At 67.3% G+C, this 21,180-nt stretch carries 10 protein-coding genes and 2 pseudogenes; 11 read left to right on the top strand and 1 reads right to left on the bottom strand.

Features of this window, described 5'->3' with window-relative positions:
• Positions 1-10 precede the first annotated feature (10 nt).
• The 11 genes and pseudogenes from K8625_RS16175 to K8625_RS16130 all read left to right on the top strand — a co-directional run bounded on the left by K8625_RS16175 (position 11) and on the right by K8625_RS16130 (position 20,190).
• The gene (locus K8625_RS16175; protein WP_223783210.1) at positions 11-3,319 is read left to right on the top strand and encodes a non-ribosomal peptide synthetase; all 3,309 of its coding nucleotides are present in this window, start codon (positions 11-13) and stop codon (positions 3,317-3,319) included.
• A complete protein-coding gene (locus tag K8625_RS16170; protein WP_223783209.1) occupies positions 3,316-9,900 on the top strand; it encodes a non-ribosomal peptide synthetase in 6,585 nt (2,194 codons plus the stop codon). Before K8625_RS16175 ends, K8625_RS16170 begins: the two co-directional genes overlap by 4 nt.
• The gene (locus K8625_RS16165) at positions 9,897-11,513 is read left to right on the top strand and encodes an AMP-binding protein (protein ID WP_223748743.1); all 1,617 of its coding nucleotides are present in this window, start codon (positions 9,897-9,899) and stop codon (positions 11,511-11,513) included. Before K8625_RS16170 ends, K8625_RS16165 begins: the two co-directional genes overlap by 4 nt.
• Before the next feature lie 27 nt (positions 11,514-11,540).
• Positions 11,541-11,840 (top strand): acyl carrier protein, encoded by a 300-nt coding sequence (locus K8625_RS16160; RefSeq protein ID WP_046713658.1) that lies wholly within the window; start codon positions 11,541-11,543, stop codon positions 11,838-11,840.
• Positions 11,837-12,814 carry an amidohydrolase family protein gene (locus tag K8625_RS16155; RefSeq protein ID WP_223783208.1) on the top strand — a complete coding sequence of 326 codons (978 nt, stop codon included), beginning with the start codon at positions 11,837-11,839 and terminating at the stop codon, positions 12,812-12,814. Before K8625_RS16160 ends, K8625_RS16155 begins: the two co-directional genes overlap by 4 nt.
• Positions 12,815-12,841: 27 nt before the next feature.
• Positions 12,842-14,458 carry an FAD-dependent oxidoreductase gene (locus K8625_RS16150; protein ID WP_223783207.1) on the top strand — a complete coding sequence of 539 codons (1,617 nt, stop codon included), beginning with the start codon at positions 12,842-12,844 and terminating at the stop codon, positions 14,456-14,458.
• An 81-nt stretch (positions 14,459-14,539) separates the two neighbouring features.
• A complete protein-coding gene (locus tag K8625_RS16145) occupies positions 14,540-18,193 on the top strand; it encodes a hypothetical protein (RefSeq protein WP_223783206.1) in 3,654 nt (1,217 codons plus the stop codon).
• Between the two features lie 226 nt (positions 18,194-18,419).
• Complete coding sequence (locus tag K8625_RS16140) at positions 18,420-18,593, top strand: transposase (protein ID WP_370641919.1); 174 nt, start codon at positions 18,420-18,422, stop codon at positions 18,591-18,593.
• Between the two features lie 33 nt (positions 18,594-18,626).
• Positions 18,627-19,397: pseudogene (locus K8625_RS16135) on the top strand (transposase).
• Between the two features lie 217 nt (positions 19,398-19,614).
• A pseudogene (locus tag K8625_RS44455) lies at positions 19,615-19,665 on the top strand (hypothetical protein); the annotation flags it as partial.
• Positions 19,666-19,704: 39 nt separating this feature from the next.
• Positions 19,705-20,190 carry a DUF4375 domain-containing protein gene (locus K8625_RS16130; RefSeq protein WP_223783205.1) on the top strand — a complete coding sequence of 162 codons (486 nt, stop codon included), beginning with the start codon at positions 19,705-19,707 and terminating at the stop codon, positions 20,188-20,190.
• Positions 20,191-20,206: 16 nt separating this feature from the next.
• Here K8625_RS16130 and K8625_RS16125 read toward each other — a convergent pair whose 3' ends face one another.
• Positions 20,207-21,109 carry a serine protease gene (locus K8625_RS16125; RefSeq protein ID WP_223783204.1) on the bottom strand — a complete coding sequence of 301 codons (903 nt, stop codon included), beginning with the start codon at positions 21,107-21,109 and terminating at the stop codon, positions 20,207-20,209.
• Positions 21,110-21,180 lie beyond the last annotated feature (71 nt).

Here is a 21,180-nt window from a genome sequence, read left to right as displayed (position 1 = left end):
GACGCCCACCATGGCCTCATCACCCGCGGTCCCGGAGCTTCGCGAGGCCTTCGTCTTCCCCGCCTCGTACGCCCAGCGCCGCCTGTGGTTCCTCCACCAGTTCGAGTCCGCGAGCCCCGTCTACAACATCCCCTCGCCCCTCCGACTGGGCTTCGCGCTGAACGTGGAGGCCCTGCGCAAGAGCCTCGACGAGCTGGTGCGCAGGCACGAATCGCTGCGGACCACCTTCACGGCCGTCGACGGCGAGCCCATGCAGGTCGTGGCGCCCTCGCGACAGGTGACGCTGGACATCACCGACCTGCGCTCGATGCCCGCCGCGCAGCGCGAGTCGGAAGCGCAACGCCTGGCGGCGCTCGATGCCCTGCGCCCGTTCTCCCTCGCCGAGGGTCCGCTGCTGCGCGTCTCGTTGGTGACGCTGGCGGAGGCAGACCACGTGCTGCTCGTGACGATGCACCACATCGTCTCGGACGGCTGGTCCATGGGCGTCTTCCTGCGGGAGCTGGGGGCGCTCTACAACGCGTTCAGCGCGGGCTGGCCCTCGCCCCTGCCGGAGCCGCGGCTCCAGTATGCGGACTACTCCCATTGGCAGCGGGAGTTGCTCCGCGGCGACGTCTACACCCGGCACCTCGAGTATTGGAGGACGCAGCTCGCGGGGGCGCCGCCTCGGCTGGAGCTTCCGACGGACAGGGTGCGTCCGTTGATGCAGGCCCACCGCGGCGCCGGGCACCTGGTGACGCTGGACGCCGACCTGCATGAGAGGCTCCGGGCCCTGGGGCAGCGCGTCGGGGCCACGCCGTTCATGGTGATGCTCGCGGCCTTCGATGTCCTCCTGTACCGCGCCACCGGACAGGAGGACCTGGTCGTCGGCACACCCATCGCCAATCGGGGACGACCCGAGCTGGAGGGGTTGATCGGCTTCTTCGTCAACACGCTGGTGCTGCGGACCCAGCTCTCGGGCGCGCTCGGCTTCCAGGACGTCCTGGCGCGCGTCCGCGAGGTGACGCTGGGCGCCTACGCCCACCAGGACATTCCCTTCGAGAAGCTGGTCGAGGAGCTGCAACCCGAGCGCAACCTGGGCAGCAACCCGCTGTTCCAGGTGATGTTCTCGTTCCAGAGCGCGGAGCGTCCCCAGGGCAGCGCATCTCCCGGTGGACCGGAAGCACCTCGGGTACCGACCACGACCTCCAAGTTCGACCTGACGCTGTCGGTGGCGGAGGCGCCGCGCGGTGGAGCATTCGCGCTGTTCGAGTACGACACGGAGCTGTTCGAGCCGGAGACCGTGACGCGGATGGGCTCGCACTTCCTCGCCCTGCTCCACGCCATCGTCCTTGCGCCGGCGCAACCCATCTCGAGGCTTCCACTCCTGGGCGACGAGGAGCGGCGGCGGCTGTTGGTGGAGTGGAACGACACCACCGTGTCCCGGGAGGAGCCGGGATTCCTCCACCGCGTCATCGTGGCGCAGGCCGCGCGGACACCGGAGGCGGTGGCGCTCATGGCCGGGCTGGAGCGGGTGACGTACCGGGAGCTCGTGTCCCGCGCGAACCAGCTCGCGCGCTTCCTCGGGCGTCACGGCGTGGGGCCGGAGGTCCGGGTGGGCGTGTGCATGGAGCGTTCGCCGGAGCTGCTCGTCGCGCTGCTGGGCATCCTGCAGGCAGGTGGCGCGTATGTGCCGCTGGACCCGGAGTATCCCTCGGAACGACTGGCCTTCATGCTGGAGGACTCCGCGCCCGCGGTGCTCATCACCCAGGCGAGCCTCGCGTCGACGCTGCCCGGGACGCGTGCCCGCGTGCTCCGCCTGGACACGGAGTGGGAGGAGGTGGCTCGCGAGCAGGACAGCGACCCGGCGCTTCCCGTGCACCCCGCGCAGCTCGCGTATGTCATCTACACCTCCGGCTCCACCGGGCGTCCCAAGGGCGCGATGAACTCCCATGCGGGCATCGCCAACCGCCTGGCCTGGATGCGCCAGACGTACCGGTTGGATGGGCGCGACAGGATGCTCCACAAGACGCCGACCAGCTTCGACGTGTCGATCACCGAGCTGTTCTGGCCGCTGATGACGGGCGCCACCGTGGTCATCGCGAAGCCCGGAGGACACCGCGACCCGGGTTACCTCATCGACCTGATGGCCGCTGAACGGGTGACCGCCGCGCACTTCGTCCCGTCGATGCTGCGCGTCCTGCTGGAGCACCGGGGTGTCGAGCGCTGCGAAGCCCTGCGGCAGGTCATCATCAGCGGAGAGGCCGTCACGCCCGACCTGGAGGCGCGCTTCCACGCACGCTTCCGGGCGGAGCTGCACAACCTCTACGGCCCCACCGAAGCGGCGGTGGAGGTGTCCGCGTGGACGTGTCCTGCGACTGGCAGTGGTGGTCGGGTGCCCATCGGCAAGCCCATCCACAACACCCGGTTGTTCATCCTGGACGCGACGCTGGAGCCTGTTCCTGTCGGTCTCCCGGGGGAGCTGTTCATCGGCGGCATCGGCGTGGGACGCGGCTACCTCGGGCGCCCCGAGCTGACCGCGGAGCGCTTCATCCCGGACCCGTTCAGCACCGAGCCCGGACAGCGGCTGTATCGCACCGGTGACCGCGCGCGCTTCCGGGCGGATGGGAACATCGACTTCTTCGGGCGACTGGATGACCAGGAGAAGATTCGAGGGTTCCGCATCGAGCTGGGCGAGGTGGAGGCGGCGCTGCGCTCGCATCCTCGCGTGCGCCACGCGGTGGTGATGGCTCGCGAGGTGACGCCGGGCGACAAGCGGCTGGTGGCCTATGTGGTGAGCGGCCCCGGGGAGGACCAGCCCGGCGCGCTGCGACGCCACCTGTCGCGCACCTTGCCCGAGCACATGGTGCCCACCGCCTTCGTGGCGCTGGAGGCCTTGCCGCTGCTGCCCAACGGCAAGCTGGACCGACGCGCGCTGCCGCTCCCTGGAGAGCTCGATACGGCGACGAGGACGGCCTATGTGGCGCCGCGTGGCGCGGTGGAGGAGAAGCTGGCGCACGTGTTCGCCGAGCTGCTCGGCCGCGCGCGCGTCGGGGTCCACGACAACTTCTTCGAGCTGGGGGGACACTCCCTCCTGGCGACGCGCGTGGTGTCGCGCATCCATGACGCCTACGGGGTGGAGGTGCCGCTGCGCCGGCTCTTCGAGACGCCCACCGTGGAGGCGCTCGCGAAGGTGGTGGCGGAACAGGGGGCGACGCCGGTGGCCTCGGCCATTCCCAAGCTGGAGCGGGACACGGAGCTGGCGGACGTCGCCCACCTCTCGGACGCGGAGGTGTCGGCGATGTTGGAGGAGCTGGCCGCGCGCGGGGAGCTGGCGAAATGAGCGCTCCCGCCCTCGCCCAGCTCTCGCCGGATGAGCGCAGAGCCCTGTTGGCGCGGACCCTGCGGGACAAGGGCACGCGCCCCGAGCCTCCGCTCTCCTATGCACAGGCGCGGCTGTGGTTCCTGGACCGTTTCCAGCCTGGGAACCCGACGTACAATCTTCCGGCGGTGACCCGGCTGACGGGGCCCATCGACCTGGCGGTGTTGCAACGCTGTCTCGATGCGCTCGTGCAGCGCCATGAATCCCTGCGCACCCTCTTCGCCCTGGTGCGCGGCGAGCCGGTGCAGCGGGTCCTGCCTGCGCTGGAGCTGAAGCTGTCCGCGGTGCGCCCTTCTGGCGAGGACGAGGCCACGCGCGCGGTGGAGGCGCAGCGACTGGCGATGGAGGAGTGTCGGCGACCGTTCGACCTGGAGCGCGGGCCGCTGCTCCGGATGACGCTCTACTCGTCGAGCGACACCGAGCACCTGCTCGTGCTGGTGCTGCATCACATCATCGCGGATGGCTGGTCGATGCGGGTGTTGTTCGACGAGCTGGCGCGGCTGTACGAGGCCTTCTCGGCGGGACGTCCCTCGCCGCTCCCGGCGCTGCCGCTCCAGTACGTGGACTTCGCGGCGTGGCAGCGGAAGACGCTGCGCGGAGAGGTGCTGGAGGGGCACCTGGCGTACTGGCGGAAGCAGCTCGCGTCGGTGCCCAGTCTGTTGGCGCTGCCCACCCATGGGCCACGTCCCCGGGTGGTGGGTCAGCGGGGTGGTCATCACGTCTTCTCGCTCGAGCCCGCGCTGATGGAGCGGTTGGGGGTTTTGGGTCGGAGGGAGGGGGCGACGAGCTTCATGTTGCTGCTGTCCGCCTTCGCCACCCTCCTCCATCGGCTCAGTGGTGAGACGGACGTGTGCATCGGCACGCCCATCGCGAACCGGATGCGTCCGGAGCTGGAGGGACTGGTCGGCTTCTTCGCCAACACGCTGGTGCTGCGCGCCGACCTCTCGGGGACGCCGAGCTTCCGGCAGCTCCTGGGGCGGGTCCGGGAGATGACGCTGGGGGCGTTCGCGCATCAGGACCTGCCCTTCGAGAAGCTCGTCGAGGAGCTCCGCCCCGAGCGCAACCTGGGTCACAACCCGTTGTTCCAGGTGATGTTCGTCCTGCAGAACACGGGGCCTCGTGATGCGAGCCGGGCACCGGCATCCGACACGCCGCCGTTGTATTCGAGCGGCACGGCCAAGTTCGACCTGACCCTCTGCGTGACGGAGGCGGAGGCCGGGGCTCACGCGTTCTTCGAGTACAACCTGGACCTGTTCGAGGGCGAGATGATCGCCCGCCTCGCGAGCTGCTTCCACGCGCTGCTGTGGGGCATCACGGAGGAACCGGACCGGACGACGGCGTCGTTGCCGCTGCTGGACGCCGAGGCGCGGCGACGAGTCGAGGCAGCGCAGCCGTTGCCGGAGGTGCCGGTCCGGTCGAGCGTCGAACGTGTTCACGAGCAGGTGTCCGCGAGAGCGATGAGCCACCCGGAGGCCGTCGCGGTCCAGACCGGTGAGGACGCGCTGAGCTACGGCGAGCTGGTCCACCGCGCGGACCTGGTGGCCCGAGCGCTGCGGACACAGGGAGTCTCGCCGGGAATGTTGGTGGGGCTCTTCGTGGAGCCATCGCCGGAGCTGGTGGTGGCCCATCTCGGTGTGCTGTGCGCAGGAGGAGCGTTCATCCCGCTCGACACGAGCGAGCCCGCGTCTCGACTGGCCGCCACCGTGGAGGCGCTGCGCCCGTCGCACATCCTCTGCCAGCAACATCAGGCCGCACGGCTGCAGGGGCTCCCTGGACGGCACATCCTCCTGGAGCATTGCCTGAGCGCTGATGCGCCCCCCACCGGTGACATGGCACCTCTCGCGGCTGGGACGCGCTCCGCTGGATTCGCACCAGCGAAAGAAGACGAGCCCATCCCTACGATTCGCGACGGGTTCGCTCGCTCCCTGCCACGTCCAGCCCCCGCGGCCCCACCGGCGGCAACACTCGATGGGCTTGCCTGCGTCCTGCCTCGTCCAGGTCCCGAGGGCCGGCCGCTGGGCGTGGTGATGCGCCACGCGGCCCTCGCGGCGGCGTGTCGACTGCCTGACCTGAGGCTGAGCCCCGACGATTGCCTCTCCTTCCCTGAAGGGGCGTGGGACGAAGCCGCACCCTTCTTGCTGTTGGGCGCGCTCGCCGCCGGTGCTCGGCTCGCGCCTCTGTCAGGCGGGCGAAGCCTGACTCCGCGCAAGCTGGCCATGCATCTGCGCGAGCACTCGGTCTCCGTCATCGCGTTGACCACGCCCATGCTCGTGAAGCTGGGCCGTGAGTTCCCCTGGTCCCTCCGCTCCCTCCGACTCGTGTTGTGGACCGGCGGCCCCGACGAGGAGTCCCTGCTGACGAGCTCGCTTCCTCCTGATGTCCTCAGTCGCGTCCTCCACGTGTACGGCTGGACAGAAGTCGGCGGAATCGCCGCGCTCCGTCCCGTGGCGGCGCCCTCTCCTTCCGAGCGCCCCGTCACCCGAATCGGTACACCCGTGGCGGGCACCACCCTGCACCTGCTCGACGAAGCCCTGTCCCCCGTTCCCTCGGGCTTCGTCGGGGACCTGTACGTCTCCGGTGAGCAGCTCGCCTCCGGATATCTCTCCTCACCCGAGCGCACCTTCCCCCGCGACAACCTGGTGCGAACGGGAGACCTCGCGCGTCGCTTGCCCGACGGAGGGCTCGAGTGGGTGGGTCGACGCGATGGGCGACACCTGCATCGCGGAACACGCCTCGAACTGGGCGAAGTCGAACAGGCCCTGCGTGCGCATCCCCAGGTGACGGAAGCCACGGTCGTCCTCAGGCCGGGCTCGCAGTTGGTGGCCGCCGTGGTCGCCCCGTCCTCGGAACGCGAAGCCCTTCGACAACACCTCGAGGACCGACTCCCCGACTCCGCCCTGCCCGACTCCTTCCTCTTCCTGGACGCACTTCCACGTGCCCCCACAGAGGAGCACGCACGCCGAGCCCTGCTGACCGAGCTCGAACGTCGAGACACCGCCGGTGCCTCGGCAGCGCCCTACTCGGCACCGCGTGACCCCGTGGAGGAAACCCTCGCCCGCATCTGGGCCCAGGCCTTCAGCCTGGAGCGCGTGGGCATCCACGATGACTTCTTCCGCCTGGGTGGACACTCCCTGCTCGCGACCCAGGTCGTGGCGCGCGCATGCGATGCGTTCGGCGTGGACCTGCCCCTGCGTCAGCTCTTCGAGGCGCCCACCATCGCGCAGCTCGCGCGAACCATCGAGCGACTCGGCCACGACTCCGGCCGTCCTCCCCCCATCCGCCCCGCGCCCAGGAACCGCCCGCTCCCGCTCTCCTTCGCGCAGCAGCGCCTCTGGTTCCTCGACCAGTTCGAGCCGAACAGCGCCTTCTACAACATCCCCACCTCCTTCCGGATTCGGGCGCCCCTCGACGTGGCCGCGCTCCAGGGGAGCCTCAACGCCCTGGTGCTCCGGCACGAGTCGCTCCGCACCACGTTCACCGTGATGGACCAACAGCCGGTCCAGGTCATCGCGCCCCCAGCCAGTGTCGCCCTGCCAGTCGTCGACCTGCGCTCCTGGCCCGAGGCCACGCGAGAGCACGAGGCCCAACGACTCGCCGCCCTCGAAGCGCAGCATCCCTTCGACCTCTCACGCGGCCCGCTGCTGCGCGCCCGGCTCCTGCACCTCGCGGACAACGACTACGTCCTGCTCCTCACCGTGCACCACATCGTGGCCGATGCCTGGTCGGCCGACGTGCTCTTCCGTGAGCTGAGCGTCCTCTACGAAGCGGGCCGGACGGGCACACCCGCATCGCTGCCTCCGCTGGAGCTCCAGTACGCGGACTTCGCGGCCTGGCAGCGACAGTGGCTGACGGGCTCCGTGCTCGAACGTCAGCTCGCCTATTGGAAGGAGCACCTGCGCGGCGCGCCGCCCGTGGTGTCGCTGCCCACGGACAGGGCGCGTCCTCCGGTCCAGGTCTTCCGAGGCGGCCTCCATCCCTTCACCCTGCCCTCCGCGGCCCTGCTGCGCTTCTGCCAGGCCGAGGGCTGCACGTTGTTCATGGGGCTGCTCGCGGCGTTCAACCTGCTGCTCCACCGCTACTCGGGGCAGGACGACCTGGTGGTCGGCTCCCCCATCGCGAACCGGGTGCGTCCCGAGCTGGAGGGGATGATCGGCTTCTTCGCCAACACGCTCCCCATGCGAACCCGCGTCACCGGCGAGGAGAGCTTCCGGCAACTGCTCGCACGCGTCCGCGAGGTGTCGCTCGGCGCCTACGCGCACCAGCACCTGCCCTTCGAGAAGCTGGTCGAGGAGCTGAACCCCGGACGCAACCTCGCGTACAACCCGCTGTTCCAGGTGATGCTCGCCCTGCAGAACACGGGGCGACCCTTGTCCGCGGAGGGCGCGAGACTGGCCTCCGGTGCCCCCGCGATGGGCACGGGCACCGCCAAGTTCGACCTCATCCTGTTCGTCGCGGAGACCTCGGAGTCCCTCCAGGCGAGCCTCGAGTACAACTCGGACCTGTTCGACCCGGAGACCATCGCCGGGATGGCGTCCCACCTGCGCAACCTCCTCGCCTCCGCGCTCGCCACACCGGACCTCCCCGTCGCGCGGCTCTCCATGCTGGACCCGGCGGAACAGGCCGCGCTGGCGCGCTGGAATCCGCCCCGTACGCCCGCGCCGGACCTGTGCGTGCACGAGCTGTTCGCGCGGCAGGCCGAGCGCACCCCGGACCTGCGAGCCGTCCTCCTCGGCCCCCGCGCCCTGACCTACCGCGAGCTCGATGAACGCTCGGAGGCCCTGGCCACACGCCTGCGTGGACTCGGCGCCGGGCCTGGGGTCGTCGTCGGAATCTGCCTGGAGCGCTCGCTGGAGATGGTGGTGGCGGTGCTCGCCGTCCTGCGCTCCGGGGCCGCGTACCTGCCCCTGGACCCCGGGTTCCCGAAGGAGCGACTCGCCTTCATGCTCACCGACGCGAAGGTGCCCGTGGTGCTCACCCACCGGGGCACACGCGAGCGGCTCCCCGTCGACCTCGCCCGGCTCATCGACTGCGACGAAGAGGACACCGCCCCGCTCCGCCCCATCGCGCCACGGGCACCACCGTCACCGGACTCGCTGGCGTACGTCATCTTCACCTCCGGCTCCACGGGCACCCCCAAGGGCGTGGCGATGCCGCACCGTCCGCTGGTCAATCTGCTCCACTGGCAGATGGCCCGCTCCCAGCTCCCCCTTGGCGCGAGGACATTGCAGTTCGCGTCCTTGAGCTTCGACGTGTCCTTCCAGGAGCTGTTCTCCACGTGGTGCGCGGGCGGCACGCTGGTCCTCGTCACGGAGGAGCAGCGCAGGGACCCGGAGGTGCTGTGGCGCCTGCTCGCGACCGAGGACATCCACCGCGTCTTCCTCCCCTACGTCGCGCTCCAGCAGCTCGCGGACCGGGCCCGGGAGCTGGGTGGCACCCCCGCCAGCCTGCGCGAGGTCATCACCGCGGGCGAGCAGCTCCAGATCACTCCGTCCATCGCCCACCTGTTCTCGCGCCTCCAGGCCACGCTGCACAACCAATACGGTCCATCGGAGACCCACGTGGTGAGCGAGCTGACGCTGGAAGGGCCTCCCGCGTCGTGGCCCGCGCTCCCCGCCATCGGACGCCCCATCCCCAACGCCACGCTCCACGTGCTGGACCGCTGGGGACAACAGGTCCCCGTGGGAGTCCCAGGTGAGCTGCACCTCGGCGGGATGATGCTCGCGCGCGGCTACCTGGGCCGCCCCGTCGCGACGGCGGAGAAGTTCATCCCCGGCCCGCCCGACCCATCCCGGCCCGGCGAGCGCCTGTACCGTACAGGCGACCGAGCACGCTATCTGCGCGACGGCACCGTCCAGTTCCTGGGGCGCGTGGACGAGCAGGTGAAGATTCGCGGCCATCGGGTCGAGCCCGGCGAGGTCGAGGCACGGCTGCGGCAACACCCGGCGGTGAAGGAGGCCGCGGTGACGACCCGGCCCGATGGAGAAGGACGCCCCAGGCTGGTGGCCTTCTTCCAGACGGTGGACGCCCGCGACCTCGCCGCAAGCGAGCTGCGCGCCTGGCTCGGAGCCTCGCTGCCCGAGCACATGGTGCCGTCTGCGTTCGTGCGGATGGACGCCCTGCCTCTCACGCCCACCGGCAAACTCAACCGGCGCGCCCTGCCCGACTCCGACGAGGTCCTGCCCGCGAGCGCGGACCGCTTCGTCGCGCCGAGGACGCCCGTGGAGGAAGCCCTGGCGAAGCTCTGGACGGAGCTGCTGCGAGTCGCGCGCGTGGGCGTCCACGACGACTTCTTCGAGCTGGGAGGCCACTCGCTGCTCGCGACCCGACTGGTGTCCCGCATCCGCGGTGAGCTGGGGACGGAGCTGCCCCTGCGACGCGTGTTCGAGGCGCCCACCGTCGAGCGGCTCGCGGTGGTCATCGTCCAGACCCGTGCGGATGCAGCGAGTGAGGACGAGGTGGCCCTGCTGCTCGCGGAGCTGGAGGCGCTCCCCGCCGAGGAGGCCCAACGACAGTGGGCGGCGCTCCAGGAGGAAGGCCCATGAGCCACGCCCGGAACGAGGAGACGCCGATGGACGCCATCGACGTGCGTCGGATGCTGCCCCGCCTGCTGGAGCATCCCTCGCGCGAGGTCATCACCTTCGAGAAGGGCAAGGTCGTCCGCCGAAGCCACGCGCAGGTGCACGAGGACGTCGTGACGACGAGGGCCGCGCTGGAGCGCTGGGGCATCCGCCCAGGCATGCGCGTGGGCCTCCGGGCACCGAACTGCTACGAGTGGCTGGTCCACGACCTGGCGCTGCTCGAGCTTCGCGCCGTCACCGTCGCGTTCCCCGACGACTTCGCCGCGAGACCTCCCGACGAGCTGCTCGAGCGCTACCAGCTCTCCTTGCTCCTGGTCCCTGGAAGGCAACGGGAGGGACACACGAACGCCGCCCTCGCCGCGCTCGATGGCCCCAACGACGGCGTGCGCGCCATCGAGCGAGGCACCGAGCCACCCCCGGAGGGCTTCGACCAGCCCTGGCTCGTCTTCTCGTCGGGCTCCTCGGGGTGGCTGAAGGGGCTCGTCCTCAACCGCCGGGGGGTCGAGGAGAGCCTGGACGCCTTCGTCCGCGCGGCGAGGACCCGCTCCGATGACTCGATGCTGTTGTTCCTGCCCATCTCCAACTTCCAGCAGCGGCTGATGTACTACGCGGCGTTCTGGTACGGGTTCGACCTCATCGTCACGGAGCCCGTCCACCTGTTCCGCGCGATGAAGGAGCTGCGGCCCACCGCGCTGGTGGCCCCGCCCACGCTCTACGAAGCGATCGAGACCCGCTTCGGCAACCTGCCCCGCTCGAAGCAGCTGCTGGCCCGGGTCCTCGGAGGAATCGCCCGGCGTCTGCCCTCCCGGTCCGCGCGCGACGCCCTGGCCCGGAGGATCTTCCGCGAGGTCCACGAGACGCTCGGTGGACGCATGCGCTTCATGGTGACGGGGATGGCCCCCACCAAGCGCTCCACGCTGGAGCTGCTCGAGCTGATGCGCCTGCCCGTCTTCGAGACCTACGGCGTCACCGAGTGCGGCTCGGTCTCCCTCAACACCGCCGAGGCCCACCGGCTGGGGAGCGTGGGCCGGCTGCTCCCGGGTCCCAAGGTGGAGCTGGCGCCGGATGGGGAGATCATCGTCCACCGCGAGCACATGTACGCGACCGGCTACTTCGAGTGCGCGGACGGAGAGAACGAGAAGACCTTCATCGGCGGCAACCGCGTGGCCACGGGTGACGTGGGGCGCTTCGACGCGGAGGGCTACCTGTACCTGGTGGGCCGCAAGAAGGAGATCATCATCACCTCGGGCGGGGAGAAGGTGCATCCGGAGCTGGTGGAGGCGGAGATCGACCGCTGCCCGGAGGTGGCCAAGTCCGTGGTGTTCGGCGGCGGCACCCTGACGTGCCTGGTCGCGGTGGTGCTCCCCAAGAACCCCGACGACGTGGAGGCGAAGCGCCGCATCGAGCGCCACGTGGAGGAAGTGGGAGGACAGCGGCAGTCGCTGCGCGTGGGGCGCGTGGTGTTCGCGCAGGAGGCCTTCACGCGGGAGAACGGGCTTCTGCGCCCGAATCTGAAGTTGGACCGCAAGCGCATCGGCGACGTCTTCCAGACCCAGCTCGACCGCGCCGCGAGCTGAGCACCCCGCAGGACTTCGAGGAGCACCATGACGGGCGACCCGACGTTCGAGGAGAAGGTCATCGCGATGATTGCCCAGGCCGTGCCGCGCCGGTTCCGCAAGGCGGCGATCACACCGGAGCTGAGCCTGCGCAAGGACCTGGGCATCGACTCGCTCGGCGTGGCGAGCCTGCTGTTCCGGCTGGAGGAGACCTTCGGCGTGGCCCTGGACGAGCTCGCCTCGGATGTGGACCTGGGCCGGCTCCACACCGTGCGGGATGCCATCGACATGAGCCGGCGCCTGGTCGAACAGGCCCGCGCGGCCGGCCCTCGGGCGGAGTCGGCATGACGCAAGGCCCTCCACCGCGCATCATCGACGCGCACTGCCACATCGCCTCGGAGCGGTTCATCCCCCGCTCCTTCATCGACGGCGTCGTGGCCAACGGCGTCGCGGCCCTCACCGCGCAGGGCGTGCGCGCCACGCCCCAGAAGCTGGCGAACGCCTACCTCCAGAAGCTCCAGGACCCGCTCTGCGACCAGTTGGTGGCGGAGATGGAGGCCGCGGGCATCGAGTGCGCGGTGCTGCTCGCGGCCGACTACAGCTACGCGCTCACGGACTGTCCGCTCACCGTCGAGGAGACCCTCCTGGCGCACGCCGAGGTGCTGAAGCGCCACCCCGGGAAGCTCGTGGTGTTCGGCGGCGTGGACCCCCGGTGGGGGAAGGACGGAGTGGACCTGTTCGAGCGCTCGCTGGTGGAGTGGGGCTTCAGCGGATTCAAGGTGTATCCCCCGTGCGGGATGAGCCCCAGCGCGCCGGAGCTGTTCCCCTACTACGAGCTGTGCGCGCACCACCGCGTGCCGGTGGTGGTGCACATCGGGCCCACGTCACCGGTGCTGGCGTTCGACACGTCGACGCCGCTGATGCTGGACCTGGCGGCGCGCTCGTTCCCCACCGTCAACTTCATCCTCGCGCACGGCTCGGTGAGCTACCCCGACGAGTGCGCCATGCTGTGCGCGTACCGGCCCAACGTGTACCTGGATGTCAGCGGCTATCAGAGCCTGTTGAGGACGTCGTCAGACGAGGCCCTGCGGCGCGTGGTGGCTCGCGGCATCAACCACAAGGTCCTCTTCGGCACGGACTGGCCCGTGTTCCGCATGCAGGGGGACCAGCGTGCCTTCGTGGACGTCCTCACCGCCGAGGAGGGTCCGCTGTCCCTCATCACCGAGCTGGAGGCCCGCCTGGTCCTCCATGACAACATGGCGCGTCTGCTCGCCGGAGCTGCTGGGAACGCCTCGAACCAGGCTCGTGTCGCAAGCCGTTGACGCTGTCTCCACCCCGGAGAATGGACCATGACCACTGCCCCCGTCGTCGAAAACCTCTCATTGGCGAGCCGAGGTCCGACGCGCCCGCTGATCCTCAGCGACCGCCAGGGCTTCGACCGCCGCTGGTTCGCGCCGAACCTGAAGGCTGTCTACGTCCCCACGCACCCGGAGCAGGTGCTCGCCATCGTCAACGAGGCGCTGTCGACCCATGGGCGCAACGTGAAGATCACCTCTGGCCGCCATTGCTACGAGAACTTCGTCTACAACGATGAGACGGCCGCGGTCATCGACATGTCCGCGCTGAACCAGGTCGGCTTCGACAACGCGAGGCAGGCGTACTTCGTCGACGCGGGCTGTGAGAACTGGACCGTCTACCGCACGCTGCTCAACACGTTCGGGAAGACGCTGCCCGCGGGCTCCTGCTACTCGGTGGGCGCGGGCGGGCACATCACCGGCGGGGGCTACGGGCTGCTGTCCCGGCTGCATGGCCTGACGGTGGACCACCTGAGCGCGGTGGACATCGTCACCTGGGACGCGGCCGCGGGCCGGGGGAAGCTGAGCCATGTCTCCGCGTCCAGCGCGGACCCGGACGAGAAGGACCTGTTCTGGGCGCTGCGCGGCGCGGGCGGCGGCAACTTCGGCGTCATCGCGCGGTACTACTTCCAGCAGCTCCCGGACGCACCGGACCACGCCACGCTGTGGACGCTGGCGTGGGACTGGTCCAGCCTGGACCTGACGGCCTTCACGAACCTGCTCGCGGAGTACGCGGACATGGTGGCGTCCCTGCCCGACAGCAACTTCACGTTGCTCAAGCTCAACCACGTCGCGGCGAGCCAGGTGGGCATGGTGCTGCAGGTGACGTCCCCTGCGGGGACGAAGGATGACCAGCACCGCAGGAACGCGGAGGACAGCGTGGCGCGCATCCAGAAGCGCTTCGCGAAGGTCGCCCGCTCCAGTCCCCTGGTGCGGCCGCTGGGAGGCCACCCGGGGATGATGACGCACCTGCTGGCCAGCGGGGACGCGCAGCACATCACCTACCTGGAGGCCCTCCAGACGCTGAACGGCTCCGGGCCCAACCAGTTCGGCAAGTACAAGTCCGCGTACATGAAGAAGGCGTTCCCGGCCGAGCAGGTGACGGCCATCTACGAGTGGCTCCACCGCTACCCCGCGGGGATTCCCCAGTCGGACATGGCGCAGAGCCTGCTGCAGGTGGACAGCTACGGCGGGGCCATCAACCGCCATCCGGCGGACTCGACGCCGGTGCCCCAGCGCAGCTCGTTGATGAAGCTCCAGTACCAGACGTACTGGAACAACGCCTCCAAGCCCGGCGAGGGCCTGATGTCTCCCTTCCGCGAGCAGGCCGAGGCCCACGTGAGCTGGATCAACGGCTTCTACAAGGACGTGTACGCGGCGTACGGAGGGACGCCCAATCCCACTCGGGACACCACGGGCACGGTGGACGGCTGCTACTACAACTACCCGGATGAGGTGCTGGGCACCCATGCCCAGGGCAACGTGGACCAGGCCCTGTGGCTGTACTTCCTCCAGAACTTCCGTCAGGCACCGCGCAACCTGGTCAAGGTGAAGCGCCGCTGGGACCCGACCAACCACTTCCATCACGCCCAGTCGATTCCCGTGAGTTAGGCCTCGTGCCAGGTCGGACGGCCGGGCCACTCTCCCCGGCCGTCTGGACTTCGACGCACCAATAGGATGTCCTTGTCTTCGATGAAGGGATCCATCATGCGAGTCTCTGGACTGATTGGTGTCTTTCGTGGCTGGGCAACAATCCTGTTGGCCATCATGTTGCTGAGCGCGTGCAGCATGCGCGAAGTGCCGTTGGGGCCGCTCACCCTTGCCCAACTTAGCTCTACCAATGAGATCGAGATTCTCGAAGCACTGCTTCGCATCGAAAGCAGCGAGCGCAAGGATGAGGAACAGGACATCATCCATCCCGGCGCCATCGAGATTCTCAACCGAGTCAGCCAAGACTCCGGACGAATGACCGTGACACGCGCCCTGGCGGTTTTGAGGACCATCGGTTCTTCCTCCGAAGGTCTCAGGAATCTCATCACCAACGAGAATGTGGATGTCGTGCTCCGGGTCATCGCCGCATACTCACTGCTGAACGAAGGCTCTGGCGATGACATCACCTTCCTCATTTCGCTCTGTGAAGACCGACACCATTCCCTGTCGGTGCGATGGGCCGTGGTGGCCGCGATGAGCGTTGAAGGGCACAGCAAGCATGACGGCTCTGTTCTAGTTCGACTTGCGAAGGACACGGCACAGGAGCCAGTCATCCGCCGGCTCGCCCTTGCCATCCTTCATCATTTCAATTTCAACCAAGAACTCCCCCAGGGCGCACCTGATGTCTTATTGGCGGCACTGCGCTCGGGCGATGGCGAACTATCGCTGGCCGCAGCGGAAACACTTCGGAAACTCACGGATCGACCCAAGGATACCGATCAGGCTTGGTTCACAGAGGCACTCACCCTTCTGTCGGCTATCGCCTTCGACGCCACCAAGCCAGACGACCTGCGTCAAATCGCGCTGGAGGCGCTCACCAAGATCGACCGGGTTCCGCATGTCCGCGAGCGCGCACTCCAACTCTTTCGCGACCCGTTGGTACCCGAACCCCTTCGTCACGCCGCAGCGGTGGTGGCAATGCAGAAAGACCTCGGAGACACCGCTCATGCAGCAGCCCTGGTCAGCATCCTTTGCGATCCGGACGTCTCCCAGCGACTTCGAGACGACTCGCTGATACTGCTTAACGCGAGCGACATGGAATCGGTGGTCTTTCGAAAAGCAATCCAGGCGGCCCTTCCCACTATGGGCGCCATGATTGATAAGGCGCAGGGCAACACCCACCACGCGGACAATCTTCTGGAGTTCCTGCAGTCCCTCGCCACGCAGGGGCTCTTCGTCGACGAACTGAATCAACTTGTCCCGACACTCGAAGTCCTCGCACGCGCCTTCACAGAAGAGCAATATGTCATCAGGAAAAAGCCTGCCTTGGAGCTACTGCTAGTCCTCGCGGATCACTCGAAGGCCAGCGCAATGTTCCTGGAAGACATGGCGAAAGATTCGAGCGTGCCTGATGAACTCCGAGTCGCCATCGTCAAACGACTGTCAAAGACCGCAAGAGCAGCCCTTCCGGGCGACATTCTCCTGAGAATCATCCACCACACCACAACATCAGACTGGGTGCGTCTAAGTGCCATTGAGGCCATGGGCCGATTAGGGACGGACGCCCGCCCCTTTGAACAAGAACTTCTAGCGTTGACGAACAATGCGCACTCCATGCCAATCAGAGAAACAGCCCTGACGGCGGTGTCGCTCATTGGAGGAAACACCCAGGAGTTCGCACAAGCCGCTGCCGGATTGCTTCTCCATTTTACGCCCTCGTCTCAGGGTGTTGACGCTCGTGGCACGAACACTCCACCCAGCCATCAAACCACCGCTGCGAGCATTATTCGGGGGATGAAGAGTCACACGGAAATCATCCTGCCACAACTGGTCGCGGCTCTTGATGACCCACGATTCGAAGCAAAGCACAAGATCCTGCTGGCCGAAGTCATTGCCAGTATCGCCACCCACATGACCGACGAGAAAGCTGTCGCGAGCATACCAGTGCTCGAACAGGCGCTGAAGACGATGAAGAAACAGCGCATCGTCGAAACTCAGGCGGAAGTTGTTCGCGCAATCAACGCACTTGAGAACCAGTGGCTGAAGAACATGCTTCACGGCACGAGAACCTTCCTCTCTGAGAACGTTGCCATAACTGCGGGCCTCACCTACCTCATCACCGCGCTATTCCTGGCGGTTGTGCTGGTTCGCTTCGCGCCATTGCGTGTCTACCAACTAAACACTTGGCTCACGAAGGCTCCCGAAATCACGCTGCCATCTTTTCTCGGCGGGCTAACCCTCTCTCCGCACCCGCTCTTCATCATCACACTGTTCCGTCATCACGACCGCGTCATCGAAGCATGGATAGCGCATGTCCTTCCTCGTGCACGCGAGGAGTTCACCAAGAAGCAGGCTGTACAACTTCGAGCGCTGCACATTCCCATGCCAGTGGAGTTGAGCGGGGTGCATGAGGAAGAAATCACTCCCACAGAATTAAGGAAAGTGACAAACCACAAGCGATTTTTCCTGGCGGTGGAAGGAGAAGGGGGTGCTGGCAAGTCGAGCTTGGCGTTTCAATTAGCCTCGTGGGCCATGGCAGCTTCCGCCGAAGAGCGAATCGGCGCGTTTCCAATGATTCCCATCCTGTTGGAGAATGAACTCCCGACACCAACCACCGAGGGCCACTCCTCTATCTTGAAGGCCATTCAGACAGAACTGATGAGCCTTACCCACTCCCAGGAGTCTATCCCAGAAGAGTTCATTCGCGTGCTCCTCGTGCGGCAACGACTGCTCGTGATTGCAGACCGTGTCTCGGAACTCCCAGATTCGACCCGACAACAACTCATGTTCTCGGTACCCGACCTTCCAATCTCCGCGTTCCTGCTGACTTCGCGACGCGAAGAGACTTGGCCAGGAACCAGTAAGACGAGGCTGCGCCCTATGAGTATCTCAGGGAATTTTGTCGCGGCGTTCCTCGAGGCATACCTGACGCGACGAGCAGTACGACACCTCTTCAATGACGAAGACTTCTTCGATGTATGCCGAGGGTTGTCGGCTCTCACTCGAGGACGTGACATGACTCCACTCCTGGGTCGGATGTACGCCGAGTATGTCCTGTCTCGAAAGAAGGCCTCGCTTCCTGCGTCGCCCAGCGTGCCCAATACCCACAGTGTCCCCGTTGCAGACGCGAACGAGCCCCGCAGTATTCCCGCATTGATCTGCCGCTATGTGGATCAGGTCGGCGCGAGCGTCAAAAGCCCCTTCGCCCCACATGAGGTCCACGACATTCTTCAAACCATCGCCTGGGAGTGTGTCCGTGAGGACTTTCGTCCAGGCGCGGCGCCCGTCGAGAAGGTGCTTGCGGCGCTGGGAGAGTTCGCTGAGAAGAAGCTCACATTTTCAGTTGAGCAACTAGGACTGGTTCAGAGTACAGGAATGAGCCGAGACCAAGTCCGTTTCGCGATTGATCCGCTCGCGGAATACCTCGCCGCCCTCGCGCTGATTCAGCGTTGCGGGGCGAACGAGTCGGCCTGGACCACCGCGCTTAAGCCTCTAGACAGTGCCCTCCGACAAGGAGGGGGGCAAGCCTTCGTCCAGGTCCTCGTGGACTGCTGTGGAACGGAGTTCGCAAAGGCCGTGCCACTAAAAGCTCGCGCACGCGTCGAAGGACTCGCGAACAGCGCAGTGGTACAATCACGCTCCATTGCCCCAGCGCCAACGGCGCCGAGTGATGTGCCCCAGGCCAAGGGAGCCTGACCCGTGCGGGAGTGCCCGTCGACGCTCGGACCGGCGCCGATACCAAGAAGGTGGGCTGGAGCAGTCCTTCCACTAATCTATCTGCGATTAATGGAGGAACTCAGACTGCTGCCCAAATCCCAACTGCATCTACCGACAGTCAGTGCTGGGCTGGCCGCTGGGAGGGGCCATTCCCAGGTTGAGGGGCGTGAGCCGCTAACTTGACCCAGACACCGTCTAGCAGCAAGTGGATCCCTTGCGGCCTCCGCCTCGCCCCAAGAAGAAGATCGGGCGGCCACGCACGGACGATAGAGCGGTCCTGGAAGCCATCGTCTTCATACTCCGCAGTGGAATCCCTTGGGAAATGCTGCCCCGCAAGCAGTTTGGCCTGTCGGGCATCCTCCGCCCCAGGATTTCTTGAGACACTTCTCTGGGGATAGCTTCCCCGCGTGAGGTGGATGTGAAGAAGCAGCAGAAGCAAGACAGGCCGGCAGAGCGCGGTCGGTTCTCGGCGAGGCGGAAAAAGGAGGCCGTGCTCCGGCTGCTCAAAGGCGAGGAACTCGACGCGCTCTCGCGAGAGCTGGGCGTCACGGCGGCAGTGCTGAGCGAGTGGCGGGAGAAGTTCCTGGCTGGAGCGGAAGCCAACCTCAAGAGCCGGGAGCCCCAGCCTGCGGACGACGAGGTGCTGCGGCTAAAGGCCATGGTGGGCGAGTTGATGATGAAGAACGAGATGCTGGCCGAGAAGGCACGGCTGCTGGAGGGCAACGCGCCGGGTTTTCCTGTCGGAAGTCGAGAGGATGAGCGCCCAGCTCTCGCCTTCCAGTGGCAAGCCGTACGGACTGGCACTCGTGACAGCCACCCGGGGCGTGCCCCGTGCCAGGGTGTACCGGCACCGGGGAGGTGTGGCCACGGGGTTGTTCATCCGCCACGACAACGGTAGCCAGTACACCTCCGACGCATTCCAGAACGAGCTGCGCTTCCTGGGTGCCGAGTCCAGTCCGTCCTTCGTCCGTAGCCCGAGGGCAACGGCTGCGCCGAGCGCTTCATCCGCACCATCAAAGAGCAGCTGCTCTGGGTGCGCGCCTTCGCCACCGTGGAGGAACTGCGGCAGGCCCTGTTGGACTTGGCTCACCGCTACAACGAGCACTGGCTGCTGGAGCGTCACAACTTCCTCTCTCCGAGGCTGGCCCGGCGAGAGTTGGTGCAGTCGAGGCAAGCGGCCTGATTACGACCAATCAGGTGTCTCAACAATCCGGTGCGGTACACCCGCGCGAGCAGCGGGCACTTCGAGCCACGTCGGACGGCCGGGAGCCCACTCTCTCCCGGCCGGCTGGACTTCGGCGCGATAGGCTGATGCGACATGGCGCCAGACGACAACCGCATCATCTACGTGGGCTTCGACGAACAGAACCTCCAACTGCGCCTGACGGGACGGCCGCGTCCTGCCCCTCCGCCTCAGCGGCTACATCCGCCTCCACAAGGCCACGCCCGAGCAACGCCGCGAGTGGGTCCTCACCGAAGACGGCCGCGGCGTGAACTGGCCCGCCCTCTGGCCGCCCGCTCCCGAGGGCATGGTCAGCGCCTGGGCCATCGAACAGGACGCCCTCTACGAACATGCCCTCGTGCGGCTGCAACAGGTCCACCGGGATTTGTCCGCCCTGCCGCCCGACGAGCGGGAGCTGGTCGCGTTGTGGCGCATGGAGGCCGACATCAACAACGGCGGCTTCATGCAGTTCTTCTGCAACTGGGGCGAGGAGACCTGTCACCTCGCCATCGAGGCGCTGGGCAGGGTGGGCGCCCAGGGCACGCGGCAATGTCTGAGCGACATGCTGAACGTCGTCGCCCACTACGGTGAGACTGAGGAGATGGTGTCCCTCTCCGATCTGCCGGGCATGCTGACCCCGGACGAGAGGGACCGGCTGTACGCGCTGGACCAGGCGTTCTGGAAGTATCCCGAGTCGCTCGCCAAGGCGGTCGTGCGTCACTACGCGCCGCGAGTGGCGAGCCACACCGGGTGACGCGCGGGTGCCACGGCTACCGGACGCTGCTGAGCTCGGCGACGCGCGCCTGGATCCACGGCAGGAAGTTGGAGACCTGCGTGTAGACCCCAGGAAGCCCCGCCCTCGCGCAGCCCACGCCGAAGCTCGTGATGCCGTGGAGCACGTACTTCGTCCCGGACTTCACGACCAGCGGCCCCCCGCTGTCCCCCTGGCACGCGTCCTTGCCACCCTGCGAGTACCCGGCGCCCAGCATCGAGGGGCCGTCGATCTCGATACCTTGCGAGCGATAGCTCTGCGCCAGGGCATGGTCACCGACGATGGGAACACCGACCTGCAGCAGGATGCTGGAAGAGTCATAGCCCCCCTCTCGCGTCAGGCCCCAGCCCGCGATGGACGCCATCGAGCCCTCCGCGAGCTCCGCGCCCACGGCCGGAAGACACACGGCCTGGACACTCAGCGCGTCGGCGAGGGACACCACGGCGGAGAGGTTGGGACGCTGGGGCACGGCGGGCTCGCCACACGTTCCCCCGATGCGGATGGGGCGCTCCAGCTTGAGGACGGCGAGGTCGTTCTTCGTCGTGTCCGGGTCATACCGCGGATGAGAGACGGCTTTCGCCACGCGTACCGTCACCTGCGCGGAGGTGGGTCGATAGAAGTCGTGTGCTCCCGCGATCACCGTCACGCCCGCGTATCCATCCACGACACAGTGCGCGGCGGTGAGGACGATGTCGGTCTCCTGCTTGCTACCCACCCGGATCAGGCTGCCACCACAGAAATGGTTCCCACCCTGCTGCAGGCTGACGATCCAGGGCCACGAGCCGGGACGCGCCTCGACGCCTCCCACGATCTCCTGCGTCCCCTGCTCCAGGGCCTCGGGCATCTCCAGCTCCGACCCACCACACCCCAACAGCCCGACCGCGACCACCACACGACTCACGAAACGCAATGCAGCCTCCAGTTCCAGATGGGCCCGGACGACTGCAATGCGTGAACCAGGGGCCACCCAGA

This window comes from Myxococcus sp. AS-1-15 (assembly GCF_020037055.1).
Taxonomy (GTDB): Bacteria; Myxococcota; Myxococcia; order Myxococcales; family Myxococcaceae; genus Myxococcus; species Myxococcus fulvus.
Note: the sequence above shows the minus strand (reverse complement) of the source record. Positions and strands in the feature narration are given on the sequence as shown.